Below are 19,857 nucleotides of genomic sequence, written 5' to 3'. Positions count from 1 at the left end.
GGGAAAGGGCTGGTGCGGCGTCTGCCGTACCAGCCCTTTTGTTGACACCGGGGTTTCCCTGGCCGGGGGCCTAGACGGGGGTGTTGGGGGCGAGTCCCTCGTCGCCGGAGACTGCCAGTGCCTTCTTCTGGCGCAGCCGGTCCAGCCGGTTCATCAGGGGCGAGGTGGTGGCGCCGTGGATCACGATGGACAGCGCCACCACCAGCCCGATGAAGGACCAGAGCCAGTGCGCCTGCTCCGTAAAGTGGCCTTCCCCCAGGGCAAAGGCCAGGTAGTACAGGGAACCGATGCCGCGGATGCCAAAGAAGGACAGTGCCACGCGTTCCCGCGGACCGGTCTTGCCACCCAGCAGGCCCAGCCAGCCCGCCAGCGGCCGCACCACCAGCAGGAAAGCAAGCGCCACCAGCAGTTCCGGAAGCCCGATCCCGGCCAGCAGCCCGCGGGCGATGGCACCGCCAAGGAGGACCAGGATCACCACGGTCAGCAGCCGTTCCAGCTGCTCCACGTAGGAGTGCAGCACCCGGTGGTAGCCGTGCGTCCGTTCGGCGGCCCGGATGGTCACGGCACAGACGAACACCGCTATGAACCCGTAGCCCTCCACCATCTGCGTCAGCCCGTACGCCAGGAACGTCGCCGCCAGGGCCACAAAGCCCTCCGAGTGGTTGGAGAGCCGCAGGCTGTCGGCACGGGCCGAGAAGAACAGCCTGGCGAGCAGCTTTCCGGTGAGGAACCCCACCACGAGCCCGACGGCCAGCCGCCACACCACGTCCAGCCCGAACCACTCGCCGAACCAGGCGGAGGGGTCCGCTCCGGCAACGCTGATGGCAATGGCAAGGTAGACGAACGGGAACGCCAGCCCGTCGTTGAGCCCGGCTTCCGATGTCAGGCCGAAACGGACCTCGTCCTCCTTGTCCGTGGATTCATCCTGGTCGGCAGGCTCGCCCACCTGCACTTCCGAGGCCAGGACGGGGTCCGTGGGCGCCAGGCTGGCCGCCACCAGCAGGGCCGCACCGAGCCCCAGGCCCAGGAACCACATGCCCAGCAGGGTCAGCCCCACGATGCAGAGCGGCATGGCGATGCCCAGGAGCCGCCACGTGGTGGACCAGCGCCGGCGTCCCACGGGCCGGTCCAGGGCCAGCCCCGCGCCCATCAGGGAAATGATCACGCAGACCTCCGCAAGGTGCATGACAAAGTCGCTGTGTTCCACCGGGTTGGGGTTGGGCAGCGATGGAATCAACGCGAAGGCTGCCATCCCTGCACCCAGGAAGACCATGGGCATGGACAGCGGCATGTCACGCAGCAGCTTGGGCAGGACCGCAGCGACGAACACGGCCAGTCCGGCCGCGGCAAAGAGTATATCTGGGGCTTCGAACATGGAGCGGCTCTCCAGCCTGGAATGGTGCGTGGATCCGGAGCGGCCAGGTCATCCCTGGACCGGTGGGCTGCTCTCACCTTAACCCCTGCACCAGGCACCCGATGTCCGGCCTGCCCGTTGCGCGGGTTCTTGGATTCCGGACAGGACGACGGCGCCGGCGCTGGTTTTCGTGCCCGGCATGCGGTGAGCTTGAGGCATGTTCCTCAAGCTTCCCGCCGTCGACGTCCCGCCCCGGCCCTGGACCGGCAGGTTCGACGGCGATGGTCCCGGCCACCGCCGCTGGTGGCAGGCGGTCACCGCCTCCGATGAATTGCGGGCCGCTGCGCCCGGACGCAAGCCCGCCGCCGTGCTGGGATTTTCCAGCGACGAGGGGGTCCGCCGCAACCAGGGCCGGACCGGGGCAGCCGCAGCCCCGGCGGCGCTGCGGAAAGCGCTGGGCCCGCTGGCCTTCCACCTGGACCGACCGGTGGCCGACGCTGGTGACGTGGTGGTCTCCGGGGAAGACCTGGAGGCCGGCCAGGAACGGCTTGGCCGGGTGCTGGCAGCCCTGCTCGACGCCGGCCACCAGACTGTGGTGCTGGGCGGCGGGCACGAAACCGCCTACGCCAGCTACCTTGGCGTCAGCGCATCAGCCGCGGTTCAAACCGGGCAGCGCCTGGGCGTCTTGAACCTTGATGCCCACTTCGACCTCCGCGACGAGCCGGTGGCCAGCTCCGGCACGCCGTTCCTGCAGATGGCTTGCGCGGAAGCGGACGCTGGACGCGAATTCCGGTACGCCGTCGCCGGGATCTCGGAGCCGAACAACACCCGGGCCCTGTTCGACACCGCGGACAAACTGGGGGTCCGCTACCTGCTGGATGAGGACTGCGAACCCAACCGGGTCCAGGACTTCGTTGCAGGGTTCCTGGCGGAGATCGACGTCCTGTACCTGACCATCGACCTGGACGTACTGCCCGCCGCGGTGGCCCCCGGCGTCAGCGCGCCGGCAGCCTATGGCGTGCCGCTTCCGGTCATTTCGGCGGTGTGCCGGCAGGTGGCCCGAAGCGGGAAGCTGCTGCACCTGGACGTGGCGGAACTGAATCCGGCGTTCGACATTGACGGCCGGACCGCCAGGACAGCGGCCCGGCTGATTGACACACTGCTGCGCTGAGGGCCGGCCCGCGGCGGCGGGCCTGCGGGGCGGCGCCCCCGGGCGCGGGTCCCGTCAGGCCTTGAGCACGTACCGCCGCTCGGGCCGTCCCACCCCGTACTTGAGCCGCACGTCCAGCGTTCCTTCGTCGTGCAGGTACTCGAGGTAGCGGCGGGCGCTGACCCTGGACGTGCCCAGCTCCTCGGCCATCTCGGCCGCCGAGACGTCACCGGCTGAAGCGTTCAGTGCCGCCTCCACCAGCTTCAGCGTCTCGATGCTGCAGCCTTTGGGCAGGGGCCGTTCGGCGCGGTCCAGGCCGAACACCCGGTTGACGTCCGACTGTTCGGCCACATCCTTGGACGCATCCAGGCTTTGGTAGGCGCTGCGGTAGTGCTCCAGCCGCTCCTGGAGGTCTGTCTGGGAAAAGGGCTTGATCAGGTAATGGACAATGCCGCCGCGCAGCGCCTTCCGGACCGTTTCAACCTCCCGTGCTGCACTGATGACCAGCACGTCCAGTTCTGGAGCAACAGCGCGCAGGCGTTGCATCAGGTCCAGGCCGTTGATGTCAGGCAGGTGGATGTCCAGCAGCACCAGGTCCGGCTGGAGGCGTTCGGTTTCGGCGACCGCCTGGGCGCCGGTGTGCGCCGCGCCCACCACGGTGAAGCCCGGCGTGCGCTGGATGAAGCCGGCATGCACCTTGGCCACCATGAAGTCGTCATCGACGATCAGGACCTTGATCATGGCTGGGTACTCCCTCGTTTCAGCACAGCGGTAAAGACAGCCCCATTATCGTTGGCCACAGCCAGGTTTCCGCCAGTCCGGCGGCACACCACCCGGGACAGCGCCAGGCCGAAACCGCGGCTGCCGGCCGGCCCGGGTTCCTTGGTCGTGAAGCCTTGGCGGAAGATGTGGTCGGTGGAGCCGCTGGGGACGCCGGGACCGTTATCCCGGACGGTGACCACCACGTCTTCCCCGGCTGTGCCGTCCACCCGCACCCGGACGGCTGCCTGCGGAAGCCCGGTGACGGCGTCGAACGCGTTGTCCACCAGGTTCCCCACCACGGTGGTGAGGTCCCGGGACAGCCCGTCATCGACGGTGTCCAGCACGGATTCCGGGTCCAGCTGCAGTGCCGCGCCCCGTTCGGTGGCGAGGCTCGATTTGGCGATCAGCAGGGCGGCGAGCGCCGGGTCCTTGATGCGGGCGGTCACTTCGTCGTTGAGCCGGGTCCGGTCCACGGTGGCACCGTTGACGAACTGGACCACGGAATCGTACTCGCCGATCTGGATCAGGCCGGAGATGACGTGGAGCTGGTTGGCGAACTCGTGCGCCTGGGCGCGAAGGGTGTCCGTGGCGGTGCGGGTGGTGCCGAGTTCGTGTTCCAGTTCCGATAGCTCTGTCCGGTCACGCAGGGTGGTCACCGAGCCGATGACCCTGCCGCGGGACTGGAACGGCACCCGGTTCATCACCACCAGCCGGTCTCCCACCAGGACCAGCTGGTCGGGCCCCGGCTGCTCCCGGGTGAGGACTTCCTTGAGGGCGGGTTCGACGGCGAGGGCCGCCACGCGCTTGCCCACACAGTCGGGCGGGAGGCCCAGCAGGGCCCGCGCGCTGTGGTTGGCCACCGTGATCCGTTCGTGCAGGTCCAGTGCCACGACGCCTTCCTTGAGGCCGTGCAGCATGGCCTCGCGGTTTTCCACCAGGCTGGTGATTTCGCTGGGCTCCATGCCAAGGGTCTGCCGCTTGACGCGGCGCGAGAGCAGCAGCGACCCGGCGATGCCCAGGACACTCGCCACCCCCAGGTAGGTGAGGAGGTTGGGGACGGCGTCGCCCAGGCGTTCGAGCACCGTTGGATAGTTCCGGCTGATGGAGGCGATCCCGATCATGCGCCCGGTGTCATCCAGGACCGGAACATGGGCGGACAGGAGCGGCGCAGGGGTTCCGCCCACCACGCCCGTCCAGGCGCGGCCCTCCATCACCCTGCTTGCACCCAGCTCCAGCGGCAGGCCCAGCAGGCTGGGATCCGAGGACGCCACCACGGTGCGGTCGATGCGTGCCAGCGCCACCCGGGATGAGCCGGAGACGATCCGCACGGACTCGGCCACCGCGGGCAATACTGCCCCGCCGCGCGGTTCCGTCTCCGGGAGGAGCTCACGCACCACGGGGTTGCCGCCCAGGGCTTCCGCTGCCGAGAGGGCGCGCCGGCCCTCGATCCGTTCGAACGCCGCAGCGGACTGCGCCAGGGAGATGGCGACGACGCCCACCAGGACGGCCAGGACGATGAGCAACTGCAGCAGAAGGTACTGGCCCGCGAGGGACATTCCTCGTCGTCGAGTCACAATGGTCTTCCTGGGGTTGCGGGCAGGGCAAGAAGTTGTCCTGCGCGTGTGGGAGGCCGTGGTGCGCGCAGGAATACGGGCGCGGGGGCCTGAGGTGGTACCGGGAACTATATCCCAAAGCCCGCAGCAGGGCCGTTGTGGGGATTCGGAAACGTGAACGCAATGAACACAACTTTCTCTGCGTACACAAGAGTGATCGCCGTCACTGCCGCCCCTAGCATCGGAACCACAAGGCACCGGAGCCACCAGGCAGCCGGTGCTGGCCAGATTTGTTTTTGAGAGAAGAGGAACACATGCGCCAGATCCGCGCATTGCGCGTTGCCGCCGTTGCTGCCGGCATCGCCCTGATGGCCACCGGCTGCGGTGCCACCAGCAAGAGCTCCACGGGCTCGGAAAGCTCCGGCGCTGCCGCCGGACCCATCACCGGCCTGCAGATCATGGTCCCGAACACGCCCGGCGGCGGCTACGACACCACCGCCCGCGCCGCTGCGAAGGTCCTCGATGACGAGAAGATCTCCACCAACACCGAGGTCTTCAACCTGGCCGGTGCCGGCGGCACCGTGGGCCTGGCCCGGATAGTCAACGAAAAGGGCAACGGCGACCTTGCCATGCTGATGGGCCTGGGCGTTGTGGGTGCCAGCTACACCAACAAGTCCGAGTCCAAGCTGACGGACACCACCCCGCTGGCCCGCCTCATCGAAGAGCCCGGCGCCATCATGGTCAGCAAGGATTCGCCTTACAAGACCATCGATGACCTGGTAAAGGCCTGGAAGGCCGATCCCGGCTCCATCGCCGTAGGCGGCGGCTCCTCCCCCGGCGGTCCGGACCACCTGCTGCCCATGCAGCTTGCGGGTGCCGTGGGCATCGACGCCACCAAGGTCAACTTCGTCTCCTACGACGGCGGCGGCGACCTTCTTCCCGCGATCCTGGGCAACAAGCTCGGTTTTGCCGCCTCCGGCGCCGGCGAATACCTGAAGCAGATCGAATCCGGCGAAGTCCGCGTTCTGGCCACCAGTGGCGAGAAGCGCCTGGACGGCGTGGACGCACCCACGCTCAAGGAATCCAACATCGACCTGGTGTTCACCAACTGGCGTGGCGTGGTGGCCCCTCCGGGAATCAGCGACAAGGACAAGGCGGCACTGATCGCAGCCCTGGAGAAGATGCACGGCACTGAGGGCTGGAAGGAAGCACTGAAGACCCACAGCTGGACCGATGCCTTCATCACAGGCGACCAGTTCAAGACCTTCCTCAGCGAGCAGGACAAGCGGGTGGCGGACGTCCTCACCAAGCTTGGGTTGGCGTGACATCCCTGACCACAGGTCTCAAAGGCCGCTCCGAGCTGGGAGTTGCACTCCTGCTCGGGGCGGCCGGCGTCCTGGTCTTCCTTGACGCCAACGGCCTGGTAACCCCGTATTCGAAGTCTGATCCGGTTGGGCCCAAAACCGTCCCCTTCATCGTGGCCGGGATGCTGGTGGTCTGCGCAATCCTGCTGGCCGTCAACGTCCTGCGCGGCGGCAAGGGTGAAGCCGAGGGCGGCAAGGACGTCGACCTGGCGCACCCCGCCGACTGGAAGACCGTCCTGCCGCTGGCGGGTGCCTTCATCCTGAACATCCTGCTCATCGACTGGGCGGGCTGGGTGATCTCGGGAACGGTCCTGTTCTGGGGCAGCGTCCTGGCCCTGGGCAGCCGCCACTTTGTCCGGGACGGGTTGATCTCCGTGGCCCTGTCCCTGTTGACCTTCTACGGCTTCTACCTCGGCCTTGGCATCGCACTGCCGGCCGGCCTCCTGGAAGGAATCCTCTAAATGGACGTCTGGTCCTCCCTGATGGACGGTTTCGCCACCGCCCTCACCCCCATGAATTTCCTGTACGCCGTGATCGGCGTCATCCTGGGCACCGCCGTCGGCGTCCTCCCCGGCCTGGGCCCGGCCATGACCGTCGCCCTGCTGCTTCCCGTCACCTACGCGCTGGAACCCACCAGCGCCTTCATCATGTTCGCCGGCATCTACTACGGCGGCATGTACGGCGGCTCCACCACCTCGATCCTGCTCAACACCCCTGGTGAATCGTCCTCGGTGGTCACCGCCATCGAAGGCAACAAGATGGCCAAGGCGGGCCGGGCGGCGCAGGCGCTTGCGACGGCGGCAATCGGCTCCTTCGTTGCCGGCACCATTGGCACGGCGCTGCTGGCCGTCTGCGCACCGATCGTGGTGAAGTTCGCCGTCAGCCTGGGCGCACCCAGCTACTTCGCCATCATGGTGCTGGCACTGCTGGCCGTCACGGCCGTGCTCGGCTCGTCGCGGCTGCGCGGTTTCGCCTCCCTGGGCCTCGGCCTGGCCATCGGCCTGGTGGGAATGGATTCCGTCACCGGCCAGCGCCGCCTGACGTTCGGCCAGCCGCTCCTGGCGGACGGCCTGGACATCGTGGTGGTGGCCGTTGCCATCTTCGCCGTGGGCGAGGCACTCTGGGTGGCGGCACACCTGCGCCGCACTCCCCTGCACGCCATCCCGGTGGGCCAGCCCTGGATGGGCAAGTCCGACTGGAAGCGGTCCTGGAAGCCGTGGCTGCGCGGTACCGCCTTCGGCTTCCCGTTCGGTGCCCTGCCGGCCGGTGGCGCAGAGATCCCCACGTTCCTGTCCTACGTGACGGAAAAACGCCTCAGCAAGCACCCCGAAGAGTTCGGCAAGGGCGCCATCGAAGGCGTGGCCGGTCCGGAAGCAGCCAACAACGCTGCGGCCGCCGGTACCCTGACCCCCATGCTGGCGCTGGGCCTGCCCACGAATGCCACCGCAGCCGTGATGCTCGCCGCTTTCACCAGCTACGGGATCCAGCCGGGTCCGCAGCTCTTCGAAAGCGAGGGGCCCCTGGTGTGGGCCCTGATCGCCAGCCTGTTCATCGGCAACCTGCTGCTCCTGATCATCAACCTGCCCCTGGCACCGCTGTGGGCCAAGCTGCTGCAGTTGCCCCGGCCGTACCTGTACGCCGGCATCCTGTTCTTCGCCACCCTGGGCGCCTACTCGGTGAACCTGCAGGCGTTCGACCTGGTGATCCTGCTGATCCTGGGCGCACTCGGGTTCATGATGCGGCGCTTCGGCCTTCCCGTGCTGCCGCTGATCCTCGGCGTGATCCTGGGTCCGCGGATCGAAGGGCAGCTTCGCAAGACCCTGCAGCTGAGCGCGGGGGACCCGGCAGGGCTCCTGGGTGAGCCGATCGCCGTCGGCATCTATGTCATCATTGCCCTCATCCTGGCCTGGCCCTTTGCCTACAAGCTGATCCGCCGCAACCGTCCGGAGCGCAAACCGCTGGTTCCCGCCAATTCCGGCGCTGCGGACTACAGTGACTGAACCGGCCAGGATCTGGCCCGACCAGTTAACTGAACAGCGCCCCATCCACTCCGCAGAACAGGAGCAACCATGACCGTTGTTGTGGGATACGTCCCGACCCCCGAGGGCGAAGCTGCCCTCACCCAGGCCATCGCCGAAGCGCGGAAGAGCAACACCACCCTGGTGCTGATCAACTCCTCCAAGGGCGAGGCAACCGTGGACAACCGTTTCGCCCAGGAAGGCGACATCCACGACATTGAGCAGCGGCTGGCCAGCCAGGGCATCCAGTACCTGGTCAAGCGGCCCGTCCGCGGCCATGACGCCGCCGCCGAGGTGCTGGACGCCGCCGAGGAGCACAAAGCCGACCTGATCGTGATCGGCCTGCGCCGCCGCACCCCGGTGGGCAAGCTGATCATGGGCAGCACGTCACAGCGCATCCTGCTTGAAGCGGACTGCCCGGTCCTGGCGGTAAAAGCGGGCTAGACCGCAGTGGCCGCCGGCGTCCGGTACAGCTCCTGGCGCTGGCGGCCCAGGCCCTCCACCTCTACCTCCACCACGTCCCCGGGCTGGAGGTAGGGGAAACGGCCGCTTAAGGCCACCCCCTGCGGCGTTCCGGTGAGGATCACATCGCCCGGCTCCAGCCGCATGTACTGGCTGCAGTGATGGACCAGGGTGGGCGCATCGAAAATCAGCTCTGCCGACGTCGAATCCTGCCGGGGCTCACCGTTCACCCAACTGCGCAGCCGCAGGCTGCCGCCGTCGGTCTCCCCTGCAGGGACCAGCCACGGACCCAGGGGCGTTGACCCGGGAAGGGACTTTCCCTTGGTCCACTGGCCGGCGGCTCCGGGCAGCTGGTACTCCCGTTCGGAAAAGTCATTGGCGGTGACGTAGCCGGCAATGCAGGCGGCGGCCTCCTCGGTGGAACCGAGGTAGCTGGCCTCCTTGCCGATCACGATGCCCAGCTCCACCTCCCAGTCGTATTGCGTGGAGCGGGGTGGAAGCGGGGCGGGGTCGAACGGGCCGGTGACCGTGTTGCTGGGCTTGAGGAAGACCACGGGAATGGTGGGCGGCTCCGCCCCCGATTCCGCGGCGTGGGCGGCGTAGTTCATCCCGATGCCCACCACGCAGCCAGGCCGGGCCACGGGGGAACCAACGCGGAGCGCAGCGGCACCTTCCAGGACCGGCAGCTCCCCCGCCTCCAGGGCTTTCCGGATTTTGTCCAGGCCGCCGGCGGCAAGGAACGCGCCGTTCACGTCATCGGTGATGGGCAGCAGGCTGAAATACCGGTCAACGCCGTCCGCGGAGGGGACCACGACGGCAGGCTGCTCGCTGCCACTTTCGCCCAGGCGCATGATTTTCATACCGAATTCTCCTCAAGCTGTTCCGACAGGTTTCAGGCCCTCTGGGCACCCGCTTCCATGCTCCCGGATTTTGCTGAGCGGCCGGGAACGGAACGCTTTGTGACCGCATCCCAGGGGCTTCCAAAGGACAGTCATCTGACATATAACGGAAGCAGCCGGTAGAATGATGGAGCCATCCTGGCACGAAACACAGAAAGTTCAGTACATGACTACAGCCACCTTGGAGCGCGTCCCCGCCGCCCAGACCCCCGAAGGGCCCGCCCCGCGGTCCATCAGCCTGGAGTTCTCCAGCGCCAGCGAGGTCCACGCCGGACTGGAAGAGGCGGTGGCCGAACTGATTGAGGTTGCAGCACAGGAAGCCGCGTGCGGCATCCTGGTTACCAGGCTGCACCCGGGACGCTACACCGTAGCCCTGGACGAATCGGTACCGTTTGGCGAAACGTACGAATCCATCGCCGCCTGACCAAAACCACAAAAAAGTCCCCGCACACCGTTAAGGCGTGCGGGGACTTTTTAGTGCCGGCGCTGCCGGTGGGCTGCTAGCCGCGGCGGACCTGCACGCCGTCGGACTTCAGGAAAAGCTCCTTCTCCGCCGGACCTGACGGGCCCGCCGGCACCAGCCAGAGGACGTTGCCGCTCTGCGACACCTCTTCCACCTCCCCGGCTGCCACTACATGTGCATGCTTGATGATCTCGACGCGGTCCCCGGCCTGGAGTGACTTCCAGTTGGACACCGCGGCGGAATGGGCATTGCGCCTCGACAGGACTGCCCCACGTGCTTTCATGTGAACTTCTACCCCTTTGTATCGTTCTGCCGCCACAGCCTCTTTGATGTGACTTTCACTACACCTTCAGTTCTACTACACTCCAGGCGCCAGGGAGGGCAGTGGCGCCGGATATTCCGCACTTCCGACGGAAGCGCAGCAGGCCCTGAAGATCCTTCGGTGTCAGGCGAGCGGCCCGACGGCGGATTCGGCTGCCCGGAGCACGTCACCTGAGGCGACCAGCCGGTCAGCCGCTTCCAGTTCCGGGGACAGGAAACGGTCCGTTCCGGGACCTTCCACCACGCCGCGGAGCGCTGCCACCACTGCGGTGCCCGCAGGTCCGGGAGTGAGGACGCCGCCCGAGAGCTGCGTGCGGATGTCCAGTGCCCGGGCGGAGGTCACCAGCTCGATGGCCAGGACGCGGCGGAGGTTCTCCACGGCTTTGCGCAGCTTCCGCGCCGCGTGCCAGCCCATGGACACATGGTCCTCCTGCATGGCGGAGCTCGGAATGGAGTCCACGGATGCCGGAACGGCCAACCGCTTGTTGTCCGAGACCAGGCCGGCCTGGGTGTACTGGGCAATCATCAGGCCCGAGTCCACCCCCGGGTCGGCAGCGAGGAAGGCCGGGAGGCCGTGCGAACGGGCAGGGTCAAGCATGCGGTCGGTGCGGCGTTCGGCGATGGAGCTGAGGTCGGCGACGGCGATAGCCAGGTAGTCCAGGACGTACGCCACGGGTGCGCCGTGGAAGTTGCCGTTGGAGCTGACGCGGCCGTCGGGAAGCACCACGGGGTTGTCGATGGCTGCCGCCAGTTCCCGGGTTGCCACCAGTTCGGCGTGGTCCACGGTATCGCGGACGGCACCGGCCACCTGCGGGGCGCAGCGCAGGGAGTAGGCGTCCTGGACCCGCGAGTCGCCCACCTTGTGGGAGGCCACAATGGGCGAATCCGAGAGCACGCGCAGCATGTTGTCCGCGCTGGCCGCCTGGCCCGGGTGAGGCCGCAGTGCGGCGTGCAGCTCGGGCAGGAACACCTGGTCGGTGCCCAGCAGCGCCTCGACGCTCAGCGCGGCGGTGATGTCCGCCGTCGCCAGCAGCTGGCGCAGGTCCGCGATGGCCATGAGGAGCATGCCCAGCATGCCCTCGGTGCCGTTCACCAGCGCAAGCCCTTCCTTTTCAGCGAGGGTGACGGGCTCGATGCCGTGCTCCGCAAGCAGCTCGGCGACGGGCCGCTCACCGCGCCCGCCGTACGTGACGCCGTCGGGCCCTTCCGCCTCCCCCTCGCCCATCAGGACCAAGGCGCAGTGCGACAGCGGCGCGAGGTCGCCGGAGCAGCCCAGCGAGCCGAACTCGCGGACCACCGGGGTGATGCCCGCGTTGAGGACATCCACCATGGTCTGCAGGACCACCGGACGGACGCCCGTGCGGCCCGAGGCGAGGGTCTTGGCGCGCAGGAACATGATGCCGCGGACCACTTCCCGCTCAACTGCCGGACCCATGCCTGCCGCGTGGCTGCGGATCAGCGATTTCTGCAGCTGGGTGCGCAGCTCGTTGGGGATGTGGCGGTTGGCCAGGGCGCCGAAGCCGGTGGAGATGCCGTAGGCAGGTGTATCACTGGAGGCCAGGCTGTCGATGTGGGCGCGGACTTTCGCCACCGTTTCGAGGGCTTCCGGGGCGATGGTGACCTTGGCGTCGTGGCGCGCGACGGCGAGAACATCCTGGGGCGTGACGCCGACGGACCCGAGGGTGACAGTGAGCGGTTCGTGGGTAATCGTGGTCAATTTAAGTTCCTTGTGTTGTTTCATCGACTGCTCCGTAAGCGCCCTTTTGAGGGGTCATAACGGCACCTACGGAGCAATCGATGTGGAATTGGGGCTCGGTTAGCGGGATTCCTGCATGGGGATGCGGACACCGCGTTCCTTGGCGACGTCGAGGGCCCTCTCGTAGCCGGCGTCGGCGTGGCGGATGACGCCCATACCGGGGTCGTTGGTGAGGAGGCGTTCGAGCTTTTCGGCGGCGAGGTCGGTGCCGTCGGCGACGGAGACCTGGCCTGCGTGGATGGAGCGACCGATGCCCACGCCGCCGCCGTGGTGCAGGGAGACCCAGGTGGCGCCGGAGGCCGTGTTCAGGAGGGCGTTCAGCATGGGCCAGTCGGCGATGGCGTCCGAGCCGTCAGCCATGGCCTCGGTTTCGCGGTACGGAGAGGCGACGGAACCGGAGTCCAGGTGGTCGCGGCCGATGACGATGGGGGCCTTGACCTTGCCCTCCTTGACCAGCTGGTTGAACAGCAGGCCGGCCTTGGCGCGTTCGCCGTAACCCAGCCAGCAGATGCGGGCCGGCAGGCCTTCGAATTCCACCCGTTCCTGGGCTGCGTCGATCCAGCGGTGCAGGTGCTTGTTCTCGGGGAACAGCTCCTTGATGGCCTCGTCCGTGACACGGATGTCCTCGGGGTCGCCGGAGAGGGCCACCCAGCGGAACGGGCCCAGGCCTTCGCAGAAGAGCGGCCGGATGTAGGCGGGAACGAAGCCGGGGAACTCGAAGGCTCGCTCGTAGCCGCCCTTGCGGGCCTCGTCGCGGATGGAGTTGCCGTAGTCGAAGACCTCGGCGCCGGCATCCTGGAATTCCACCATGGCCTGCACGTGGCGGGCCATGGAGGCCTGGGCCTTCTTGGTGAAGCCTTCCGGATCCGCTGCAGCCTCGCGGTGCCACTCGTCCACGGTGATGCCCTCGGGCAGGTATGACAGCGGATCGTGTGCCGAGGTCTGGTCGGTGACGATGTCCACGGTGAGCTCGCCTGCCTTGTGGCGGCGCAGGATTTCGGGGAAGACTTCGGCGGCGTTGCCCACGTAGCCCACGGACCAGCCGCGGCGCTCTTCCTTGGCCTTGAGCACCTTGGCGATGGCGGCGTCGAGGTCGGTTTCCACCTCGTCCAGGTAGCGCTTGCCGGCGCGGCGGCGCAGGCGGGATTCGTCGACGTCGACGATCAGGCAGGCGCCCTCGTTCAGGGTGACCGCGAGCGGCTGGGCGCCGCCCATGCCGCCGCAGCCGCCGGTCAGGGTCAGGGTGCCGGCGAGGGTGCCGTTCTCGTCGCCCGTGAGCTTGCGGGCGATCGCGGCGAAGGTCTCAAACGTGCCCTGCAGGATGCCCTGGGTGCCGATGTAGATCCAGGAGCCGGCGGTCATCTGGCCGTACATCATGAGGCCCTCGGCCTCGAGCCGGCGGAATTCGGGCCAGGTGGCCCAGTCGCCGACAAGGTTGGAGTTGGCCAGCAGCACGCGGGGTGCCCATTCGTTGGTGCGGAACACGCCCACGGGCTTGCCGGACTGAACCAGGAGGGTTTCGTCCTTTTCCATGGTCTGCAGGGTGCGGGTGATGGCATCGAAGGCGGCCCAGGAGCGGACGGCGCGGCCGGTGCCGCCGTAGACCACCAGGTCGTCGGGGCGTTCTGCCACTTCGGGGTCCAGGTTGTTCATCAGCATGCGCAGGGGCGCTTCGGTCTGCCAGGACTTGGCGGTGAGCTCGGTGCCGCGGGCTGCTTTGACCGGGCGGGCACCGGTGGTGAAATCGGCGGGTGCCATGGTGGGCTCCTTCTGGGTGGTGTGTCTGACGGAGGAAAGAAGTTCTGTATCCACTAAAGCCCCTCCAGGAAGGGCTTCACAGGGCTTTTGCATGGGTGCTGTCCGGGATGCCAGACGCGCCCGAGGCCTGCTGCCAAGGGGTTATGGTTGACAGCTTTTACTTGGTGGGGCGTCCGTGGATCCGGACCGAGAGCTCATCAGCCACCTTCTGGACCCGGGCGGCCAGCGCCGGCCATTCCTCCGGGGCCAACTTGTCTTCCAGGAAGGTGACCGCGACAGCGGCAGTGGGCCAGCCCAGGTGGTCGGTGACGGCGGCGGCGATGGAACCGAAGCCCGGGGTCACCTCGCCGTGCTCGGTGGCATACCCGCGTTGCCTGACCTGGTCCAGGTGCGAGGAAAGCGCCGAGTACTTCATGATGGCGCCCGCCACCTCGTGCCGCGCGCTGAAGGCGGCGGCGTTGGGGTAGAGCGCCCGGACCTGGGACTTGGGCAGGGCGGCAAGGATGGCGCGGCCGCTGGCCGTGAGGTGGCTGGGAAGGCGGACGCCGACGTCGGTCACCAGGGACGGGCGGTTCTTGGCCCGTTCCTCGACGATGTACAGCACGTCCCGGCCATGGAGCACGGCAAGGTGGGCGCTCTCGCCGATCGCATCCACCAGGCTGGCGAGCAGGGGCCGGCCCAGCCTGGACAGCGGTTCCTGCCGGGAGTAGGCGGAGCTGAGTTCGAAGGCGCTGATGCCAAGGCCGTACCGCTGCTCCTCGTGGAGATGAAGGACGAAGCCATTCGCCTCCATCACCCCCAGCAGGTGGTACACGCTGGAGCGGGGCAGGTCCAGGCTGGAGGCAATCTGCGAGGCCGCCATCGGCCCCCGTCTGGAAGCCAGCAGTTTGAGGATGCGCAGTGTGTTTTCTGCGGCTGGAACCTTAGACGATGCCTTTGCGGACACCCGGGGAGCCTGGGCTTCGGCGTTTGGTGTTGCGGCGCTTAGTGCAGTGCTCATGAAGTGGAAGTGTCTTTCTGGCTAGCTCTGTCCGGTATCCCGTACTTAAGCTTGCGTCCTTACGGGAGCCCGGGGCGACTCATTTTGAACCTTATCGTCTGAAATACCAGACAAACGCTCCCGGGACTCGGCACGCTCAGCCCAAGAGAACCGGCGCTTCCAGGTCCTCAAAGTCCAGGAACAGAGACCATTCAGGGAAAGGGTCAGCCGCCAGTTCAGTTTCGGAGGGACCAGGATCATCGGGGACGCTTAGCTCCTCAAGCAAGCCGAGGTGTTCGGGCACGTACCCGTCCGGCCACTGCAGTGCCCCGGCTGAAGTCTCCCGTTCCGAGGCGTCGCCGAACAACGCCAGGAGCCGTTGTGGCCAGTGGGTTGGTTCGGGGTCGGGGTGTTCTGGGCTGTAGTGCCTGCCCGTTGGTGAGGTCCAGCCGGGTGGTTCATTCTTGGTGGCCGGGTCCGGTGTCCATCTGGTGTGGTGTTTGAGCCGGTGGTGTTTGGGGCAGAGTTGGGCCAAGTTACTGGTTCCGGTGGTGCCGCCGTGTTCCCACGCTCGTAGGTGGTCGGTTTCGTTGTCGGGGGTGCGGTTGGTGCAGCCGGGGAAGGTGCACTTGGTGTCGCGCAGCCTGATCCAGCGTTTGATGGTTTCGGTGAGCCGGTAGTTTTTCCGGCCGATTTCCAGTGGTGCCCCGTCGCGGGGGTCGACGAGGACCCGGTAGAACGAGTCCGCCCCGTCGGCGACAAGTTTCCGTGCCATGGACGCCGGGATCGGTCCGAAACCATCCAGTACGGCGGGTTCATCGGTCACTCCGAGGAGGGCGAACACGGGCACGGTGACCAGGACATCGGCCCGCGGCGCAGGGACTTTCCCGATCCCGGTGACACCCTGCGCGCCCGGGGCGGTGCCGGTGGACCCCTCACCCGCAACCTGCCCGGCTCCGAGGAGCAGCGATGCGGCGATGTCGGGGCGGAGTTGGGTAAGGGTGCGGGGTTCGTCGGGGCCCTGGAGGCCGCGCGCGGTGGCGGTGGTCCGGTTCCAGATCGCGCAGGCGGTGTCCCCGGGCAGATAGAGGGAGACCCAGGCCATACCGTCCCGGTCGGGGGTGCATTCCATCCGCCGGTCGGCCACGCCCTTTACATGGCGCTTCTCGATCGATTCCGGATGGTGGCGCTCACGCCAACCACGCACCTTGGCCCGGAACCGGGACGGGACAAGCTCGCCGGGGGCGGCGCCGCGGGCGGGCTGGGGTGCGGCCGGGTCGAAGAAATGCGCCACCAGCGCAGCAGCACCAGTCCAATCGAGGCTCTCGGTTTCGTCCGCAACGATGCGGGCGTGCTGCCAGGACATCGCGCCCGCGGACAGGGCGTTCATAACGGGCGGCAGGGAGCAGATCCGGCGTGAGTGCTCCACCAACGCCCCTGCTGCCGCGGAGCTGATGGTCAGGACCCCGGCGATTTCCTCCACCACCGACATGTCAGCGTAAGCGCGGTCCTGGATCGAGGCGTCCGGCGACGTCATCGCCTGCTGGAACTCCACTGCCTCAGCAGCGGTCTCCGCTTTCACCGCGGCCAGTTGCGCTTCCAGCCGAGCCATAAGCTCCAGCCGTTCCAGCCGGATCTCATACCGCCGCTGCAACACATCCACACCGGCACTCGCGGCGGCCATTGCAGCATCTTCAAGGTTCTGGTCCTCAAGAGTGAGCGCATCCAGGGCAGCAACAGAGGAACGAACGCCCTCCAAGACCACCTCAGCACCACCGCCGATTCCCATACCGACATCATCCATCGACCCACTGACATTCACGCCGGGGGCTGCCGGCCGCCAGGCCCTCTGCAGCGGATGGTGCCTCAGCGCGTCAATCCGCGTGCCGCCGTCGAACGCATCTCACTGCCCACAGTCTGGAACCGAAGACACCAAGCCTCCGTGAGCCTCATCACGAACGGGCCGGAAATGGTCTGCTGGTTAGCGGCTCCCCTCCCAAAGACGAGAAGGTAACTCTATGCAACCCACCCCAACCCGGACCCAAAGTCCGGTGGAAACGCAAAAGCCGGCAGCCGTCGTCGGACAAGTCCTCAACAGGGGCCTCAATGTCCGGCACATCCGCTTCATGGCCCTGGGCTCGGCCATCGGCACGGGCCTCTTCTACGGCTCCGCCTCGGCGATTCAAAAGGCAGGGCCGGCCGTCCTGCTGGCCTACATCATCGGCGGCGCCGCGGTGTTCATGGTGATGCGGGCCCTGGGCGAGATGGCGGTGCGGCACCCGGTGTCGGGCTCCTTCAGCCAGTATGCGAGCCGTTATCTTGGCCCCCTGGCCGGCTTCGTGACCGGCTGGACGTACGTGTTCGAGATGGCGATCGTCGCCATCGCCGACGTCACAGCGTTCAGCATCTATATGGGGTTCTGGTTCCCGCAGGTGGACCGCTGGATCTGGATCCTGGCCGTCATCTGCTTCCTGGCGGCCTTGAACCTGCTCAGCGTCAAGGTCTTCGGCGAACTGGAGTTCTGGTTCTCGCTGATCAAGGTGGCGGCCATTATTGCCATGATCGCCGGCGGCGCCGCGATCATCGTGTTCGGCTTCCAGGCCGCGGACTCCACCGTGGCGCCCGGCCTGGGCAACCTCGTTGAGCATGGCGGCCTGTTCCCGAACGGCTTCGAGGGCCTGCTGGCATCCTTCGCCGTGGTGATGTTCGCCTTCGGCGGGATCGAGACGCTGGGCATCACAGCCGGCGAGGCAGCAGATCCCAAGAAGGTCATCCCCAAGGCCGTCAACACGGTGCCGGTGCGGGTGCTGCTGTTCTACGTCCTGACCCTGGGAGTCCTGATGAGTCTCTTCCCGTGGGACCAGGTGGGCACCAGCGGCAGCCCGTTCGTCCAGATCTTCAGCAGCCTCGGCATCCCGGCCGCACCGCACATCCTCAACGCGGTGGTCATCACGGCCGCCCTCTCTGCGATCAACAGCGACATCTTCGGCGCCGGGCGCATCCTCTTTGGACTCTCCAACCAGGGCCACGCGCCCGCAGCCTTCGGGAAGGTCTCGCGGCACGGAGTCCCCTGGATGACCGTGGTCATGATGGCCGGGATCCTGCTGGTGGGCGTGGTCCTCAACGCCGTCATCCCGGAGGACGTGTTTCTCGTTATTGCGTCCATCGCCACCTTCGCCACCGTCTGGGTGTGGGTGATGATCCTGGCGTCCCACGTGGCCATGAAGCGGGAAATCGCGCGGATGGGTCTGCCGGCGTCGGAATTCCCCTCGCCGTGGTGGCCGGCCGCTTCTGTCCTCACCATCGCGTTCATGGCTCTGGTGATCGCCGTACTGGGTGCCTTCGAGGACACCCGGATCGCACTGTACGTGGGCGCCGTGTGGCTGGGCCTGCTGGTCCTGGCGTACCGCCTGTGGATCAAGGGTGACGGACGACGGCGGGCCCACCTTGAGGACGAGACCTCGCCGCTGCCGGTGGTCGGCAGGGAATAACGCCGCGCCCCGGCAAGCACAACAAAAAAGGTGCCCGGCCCCTCATGGGGCCGGGCACCTTTGGCGTTCCGCCGTCCTAAGCGGCAGCAGCGGCGGCCCTGACCGCCCGGCCAAGGGACGTCGTCGGGCGCCCGATCAGCCGGCGGAGGTCGCCGGTGCTGACCAGGAGATCGCCGCGCGCAATGCCAAGGTCGGAGTCCGCAAGGATTTCAGCGAAAGCCTCCGGCACGCCCACGGATGCGAGCAGGCCTGCGTACTCCCCCGCGGGCAGGTCGTTGTAGCTGATGGACTTACCGGTCGCAGCGCTGATCTCCGATGCGAGGTCGGCCATGCTGAACGCGTCGTCGCCGCCCAGTTCGTAGACTTTGCCGGCCTGGTCGTCGGCCACCAGGACCGCGGCGGCTGCATGGGCGTAGTCGGCCCGTGAGGCACCACTGACCTTGCCGTCACCGGCGCTTCCTGCAACGGCGCCCTGCGCGAGGGTCCCGGGAAGCTGTTCGGTGTAGTTTTCCAGGTACCAGCCGTTGCGCAGCAGCACGAAAGGAACACCCGATTCACGCAGCAGGGCTTCGGTGGCCTTGTGCTCGTCGGCCAGCAACATGGCGGTGGTGTCAGCGTTGGCGATGCTGGTATAGGCAAGCAGTTCCACGCCCTCGGCCCTGGCGGCTTCGATGACGGTGCGGTGCTGGTCAACCCGCTGTCCCACTTCGCTGCCGGAGATCAGCAGCACGCGCTTGGCACCCTTCAGGGCAGCAGCGACTGAACCGGCGTCGGCGTAATCCATCGCCTTCACCTGGACCCCGCGCCCGGCGAAGTCAGCGAGCTTTTCAACGGACCGGCCTACTGCGACGATTTCTTCGGCCGGCACGCCGCGTTCCAGGAGGGCTTCAAGAACGTGGCGGCCAAGCTGGCCGGTGGCGCCTGTAACAACAATGCTCACAATGATTCCTTTCGGGAACTTTTACTCTGTCAGTGGGCACAACCGGCCCGGCCGCAGATAACTTCCCGAAAGAGAGTACGCACTTTGAAGTAAGGTACTGACCTGCAGGTAAGCTGGGGCCATGAAAGCAGCTCCCCTGCCTCCCGCATTTGCCGACGGCGTGTTCGCGGCCGGGTGCCCCAGCCGGACCGTGCTGGACCACGTCACCAGCAAATGGGGTGTCCTGATCCTGGTGGCCCTGTCCGAGGGTGAGCAGCGGTGGAGTGACTTACGACGACGGGCCGAGGGCATCAGCGAGAAAATGCTGGCACAGACGTTGAAGACGCTGGAACGCGACGGCCTGGTCAGCAGGGACGCGCAGCCGGTCATCCCCCCACGGGTTGACTACAGCCTCACCGAGCGGGGCTACGAGTTGAGCGCGCTGCTGGTGCCGCTGGTGGCCTGGGCGTTCGACAACGCCGACGAGATCATCAACGGGACCGGGAAGGCCAAGTAGTACCGGCACCCAAACTCGAGTACCTGTTACTGGTGTGACTGGTGTGAATAGCGCATAGCGTGGGCGTACGGTGGCGGCCGGAATGGGAGGA

General features: G+C 67.1%; 18 protein-coding genes. 8 read left to right on the top strand and 10 right to left on the bottom strand.

Annotation, left to right across the window (positions count from 1 at the left end; all coding sequences use genetic code 11):
- Positions 1–70: 70 nt before the first annotated feature.
- Complete coding sequence (locus tag AB0280_RS13715; protein WP_364398978.1) at positions 71–1,375, bottom strand: cation:proton antiporter; 1,305 nt, start codon at positions 1,373–1,375, stop codon at positions 71–73.
- Positions 1,376–1,571: 196 nt separating this feature from the next.
- Here AB0280_RS13715 and hutG point away from each other — a divergent pair, with 196 nt between their 5' ends.
- Positions 1,572–2,525, top strand: coding sequence for a formimidoylglutamase (hutG, locus tag AB0280_RS13710; protein WP_366367535.1), 954 nt, complete (start codon positions 1,572–1,574; stop codon positions 2,523–2,525).
- 54 nt (positions 2,526–2,579) lie between these two features.
- On the opposite strand, the gene AB0280_RS13705 is transcribed toward hutG, so the two are convergent.
- Together AB0280_RS13705 and AB0280_RS13700 are read right to left on the bottom strand one after the other, a co-directional pair.
- A complete protein-coding gene (locus tag AB0280_RS13705; protein ID WP_224024643.1) occupies positions 2,580–3,245 on the bottom strand; it encodes a response regulator in 666 nt (221 codons plus the stop codon).
- Positions 3,242–4,822, bottom strand: a complete 1,581-nt coding sequence (locus tag AB0280_RS13700; protein WP_366367658.1) for a sensor histidine kinase — start codon at positions 4,820–4,822, stop codon at positions 3,242–3,244. The genes AB0280_RS13705 and AB0280_RS13700 overlap by 4 nt, the downstream gene beginning before the upstream one ends.
- Before the next feature lie 311 nt (positions 4,823–5,133).
- Between AB0280_RS13700 and AB0280_RS13695 the strand changes: the two genes are divergently transcribed.
- From AB0280_RS13695 to AB0280_RS13680, 4 genes are all read left to right on the top strand, one after another.
- Positions 5,134–6,144 (top strand): Bug family tripartite tricarboxylate transporter substrate binding protein, encoded by a 1,011-nt coding sequence (locus AB0280_RS13695; protein WP_307487702.1) that lies wholly within the window; start codon positions 5,134–5,136, stop codon positions 6,142–6,144.
- Positions 6,141–6,644, top strand: coding sequence for a tripartite tricarboxylate transporter TctB family protein (locus AB0280_RS13690; RefSeq protein WP_366367532.1), 504 nt, complete (start codon positions 6,141–6,143; stop codon positions 6,642–6,644). The genes AB0280_RS13695 and AB0280_RS13690 overlap by 4 nt, the downstream gene beginning before the upstream one ends.
- Entirely contained in the window at positions 6,645–8,183 is a 1,539-nt protein-coding gene (locus AB0280_RS13685) for a tripartite tricarboxylate transporter permease (RefSeq protein ID WP_366367531.1), read from the top strand.
- Between the two features lie 69 nt (positions 8,184–8,252).
- A complete protein-coding gene (locus tag AB0280_RS13680; RefSeq protein WP_159633713.1) occupies positions 8,253–8,645 on the top strand; it encodes a universal stress protein in 393 nt (130 codons plus the stop codon).
- On the opposite strand, the gene AB0280_RS13675 is transcribed toward AB0280_RS13680, so the two are convergent.
- A complete protein-coding gene (locus AB0280_RS13675; protein ID WP_275182278.1) occupies positions 8,642–9,523 on the bottom strand; it encodes a fumarylacetoacetate hydrolase family protein in 882 nt (293 codons plus the stop codon). The genes AB0280_RS13680 and AB0280_RS13675 overlap by 4 nt on opposite strands.
- Positions 9,524–9,728: 205 nt before the next feature.
- Between AB0280_RS13675 and AB0280_RS13670 the strand changes: the two genes are divergently transcribed.
- A complete protein-coding gene (locus AB0280_RS13670) occupies positions 9,729–9,986 on the top strand; it encodes a hypothetical protein (RefSeq protein ID WP_224024637.1) in 258 nt (85 codons plus the stop codon).
- A gap of 76 nt (positions 9,987–10,062) precedes the next feature.
- Here AB0280_RS13670 and AB0280_RS13665 read toward each other — a convergent pair whose 3' ends face one another.
- The 5 genes from AB0280_RS13665 to AB0280_RS13645 all read right to left on the bottom strand — a co-directional run bounded on the left by AB0280_RS13665 (position 10,063) and on the right by AB0280_RS13645 (position 16,628).
- A complete protein-coding gene (locus AB0280_RS13665) occupies positions 10,063–10,308 on the bottom strand; it encodes a hypothetical protein (RefSeq protein WP_159633722.1) in 246 nt (81 codons plus the stop codon).
- Positions 10,309–10,470: 162 nt separating this feature from the next.
- Positions 10,471–12,063, bottom strand: a complete 1,593-nt coding sequence (hutH, locus tag AB0280_RS13660) for a histidine ammonia-lyase (RefSeq protein WP_275182280.1) — start codon at positions 12,061–12,063, stop codon at positions 10,471–10,473.
- Between the two features lie 99 nt (positions 12,064–12,162).
- Positions 12,163–13,860: a urocanate hydratase gene (gene hutU / locus AB0280_RS13655; protein WP_307487692.1), complete on the bottom strand. Its 1,698-nt coding sequence runs from the start codon at positions 13,858–13,860 to the stop codon at positions 12,163–12,165.
- A 157-nt stretch (positions 13,861–14,017) separates the two neighbouring features.
- Positions 14,018–14,860 carry an IclR family transcriptional regulator gene (locus tag AB0280_RS13650; protein WP_307487690.1) on the bottom strand — a complete coding sequence of 281 codons (843 nt, stop codon included), beginning with the start codon at positions 14,858–14,860 and terminating at the stop codon, positions 14,018–14,020.
- Positions 14,861–14,996: 136 nt separating this feature from the next.
- Positions 14,997–16,628: an HNH endonuclease signature motif containing protein gene (locus AB0280_RS13645; RefSeq protein WP_366367529.1), complete on the bottom strand. Its 1,632-nt coding sequence runs from the start codon at positions 16,626–16,628 to the stop codon at positions 14,997–14,999.
- Positions 16,629–16,857: 229 nt separating this feature from the next.
- On the opposite strand from AB0280_RS13645, the gene AB0280_RS13640 reads away from it, so the two are divergent.
- Positions 16,858–18,330 carry an amino acid permease gene (locus AB0280_RS13640; RefSeq protein ID WP_307487685.1) on the top strand — a complete coding sequence of 491 codons (1,473 nt, stop codon included), beginning with the start codon at positions 16,858–16,860 and terminating at the stop codon, positions 18,328–18,330.
- Between the two features lie 76 nt (positions 18,331–18,406).
- Here the strand turns inward: AB0280_RS13640 and AB0280_RS13635 are convergent, their stop codons facing one another.
- Positions 18,407–19,270 carry an SDR family oxidoreductase gene (locus tag AB0280_RS13635; RefSeq protein WP_366367527.1) on the bottom strand — a complete coding sequence of 288 codons (864 nt, stop codon included), beginning with the start codon at positions 19,268–19,270 and terminating at the stop codon, positions 18,407–18,409.
- A 121-nt stretch (positions 19,271–19,391) separates the two neighbouring features.
- On the opposite strand from AB0280_RS13635, the gene AB0280_RS13630 reads away from it, so the two are divergent.
- The gene (locus AB0280_RS13630; protein ID WP_159633752.1) at positions 19,392–19,766 is read left to right on the top strand and encodes a winged helix-turn-helix transcriptional regulator; all 375 of its coding nucleotides are present in this window, start codon (positions 19,392–19,394) and stop codon (positions 19,764–19,766) included.
- Positions 19,767–19,857: the final 91 nt, after the last annotated feature.

The sequence above is a fragment of the Pseudarthrobacter sp. 902506025 genome (assembly GCF_040702325.1).
Lineage (GTDB): Bacteria > Actinomycetota > Actinomycetes > Actinomycetales > Micrococcaceae > Arthrobacter.
The sequence above is the reverse complement of the archived record's forward strand: the minus strand, read 5'-3'. Positions and strand labels throughout refer to the sequence as shown.

What these genes read in the sequence shown, in the direction of transcription:
- AB0280_RS13685 (WP_366367531.1), top strand. Translation starts at nt 6,645, where the DNA reads ATGGACGTCTGGTCCTCCCTGATGGACGGTTTCGCCACCGCCCTCACC.
- AB0280_RS13700 (WP_366367658.1), bottom strand. Translation starts at nt 4,822, where the DNA reads ATGTCCCTCGCGGGCCAGTACCTTCTGCTGCAGTTGCTCATCGTCCTG.
- AB0280_RS13665 (WP_159633722.1), bottom strand. Translation starts at nt 10,308, where the DNA reads ATGAAAGCACGTGGGGCAGTCCTGTCGAGGCGCAATGCCCATTCCGCC.
- AB0280_RS13695 (WP_307487702.1), top strand. Translation starts at nt 5,134, where the DNA reads ATGCGCCAGATCCGCGCATTGCGCGTTGCCGCCGTTGCTGCCGGCATC.
- AB0280_RS13675 (WP_275182278.1), bottom strand. Translation starts at nt 9,523, where the DNA reads ATGAAAATCATGCGCCTGGGCGAAAGTGGCAGCGAGCAGCCTGCCGTC.
- AB0280_RS13670 (WP_224024637.1), top strand. Translation starts at nt 9,729, where the DNA reads ATGACTACAGCCACCTTGGAGCGCGTCCCCGCCGCCCAGACCCCCGAA.
- AB0280_RS13645 (WP_366367529.1), bottom strand. Translation starts at nt 16,628, where the DNA reads ATGGGAATCGGCGGTGGTGCTGAGGTGGTCTTGGAGGGCGTTCGTTCC.
- hutU (WP_307487692.1), bottom strand. Translation starts at nt 13,860, where the DNA reads ATGGCACCCGCCGATTTCACCACCGGTGCCCGCCCGGTCAAAGCAGCC.
- hutG (WP_366367535.1), top strand. Translation starts at nt 1,572, where the DNA reads ATGTTCCTCAAGCTTCCCGCCGTCGACGTCCCGCCCCGGCCCTGGACC.
- AB0280_RS13680 (WP_159633713.1), top strand. Translation starts at nt 8,253, where the DNA reads ATGACCGTTGTTGTGGGATACGTCCCGACCCCCGAGGGCGAAGCTGCC.
- AB0280_RS13630 (WP_159633752.1), top strand. Translation starts at nt 19,392, where the DNA reads ATGAAAGCAGCTCCCCTGCCTCCCGCATTTGCCGACGGCGTGTTCGCG.
- AB0280_RS13715 (WP_364398978.1), bottom strand. Translation starts at nt 1,375, where the DNA reads ATGTTCGAAGCCCCAGATATACTCTTTGCCGCGGCCGGACTGGCCGTG.
- AB0280_RS13650 (WP_307487690.1), bottom strand. Translation starts at nt 14,860, where the DNA reads ATGAGCACTGCACTAAGCGCCGCAACACCAAACGCCGAAGCCCAGGCT.
- AB0280_RS13705 (WP_224024643.1), bottom strand. Translation starts at nt 3,245, where the DNA reads ATGATCAAGGTCCTGATCGTCGATGACGACTTCATGGTGGCCAAGGTG.
- AB0280_RS13640 (WP_307487685.1), top strand. Translation starts at nt 16,858, where the DNA reads ATGCAACCCACCCCAACCCGGACCCAAAGTCCGGTGGAAACGCAAAAG.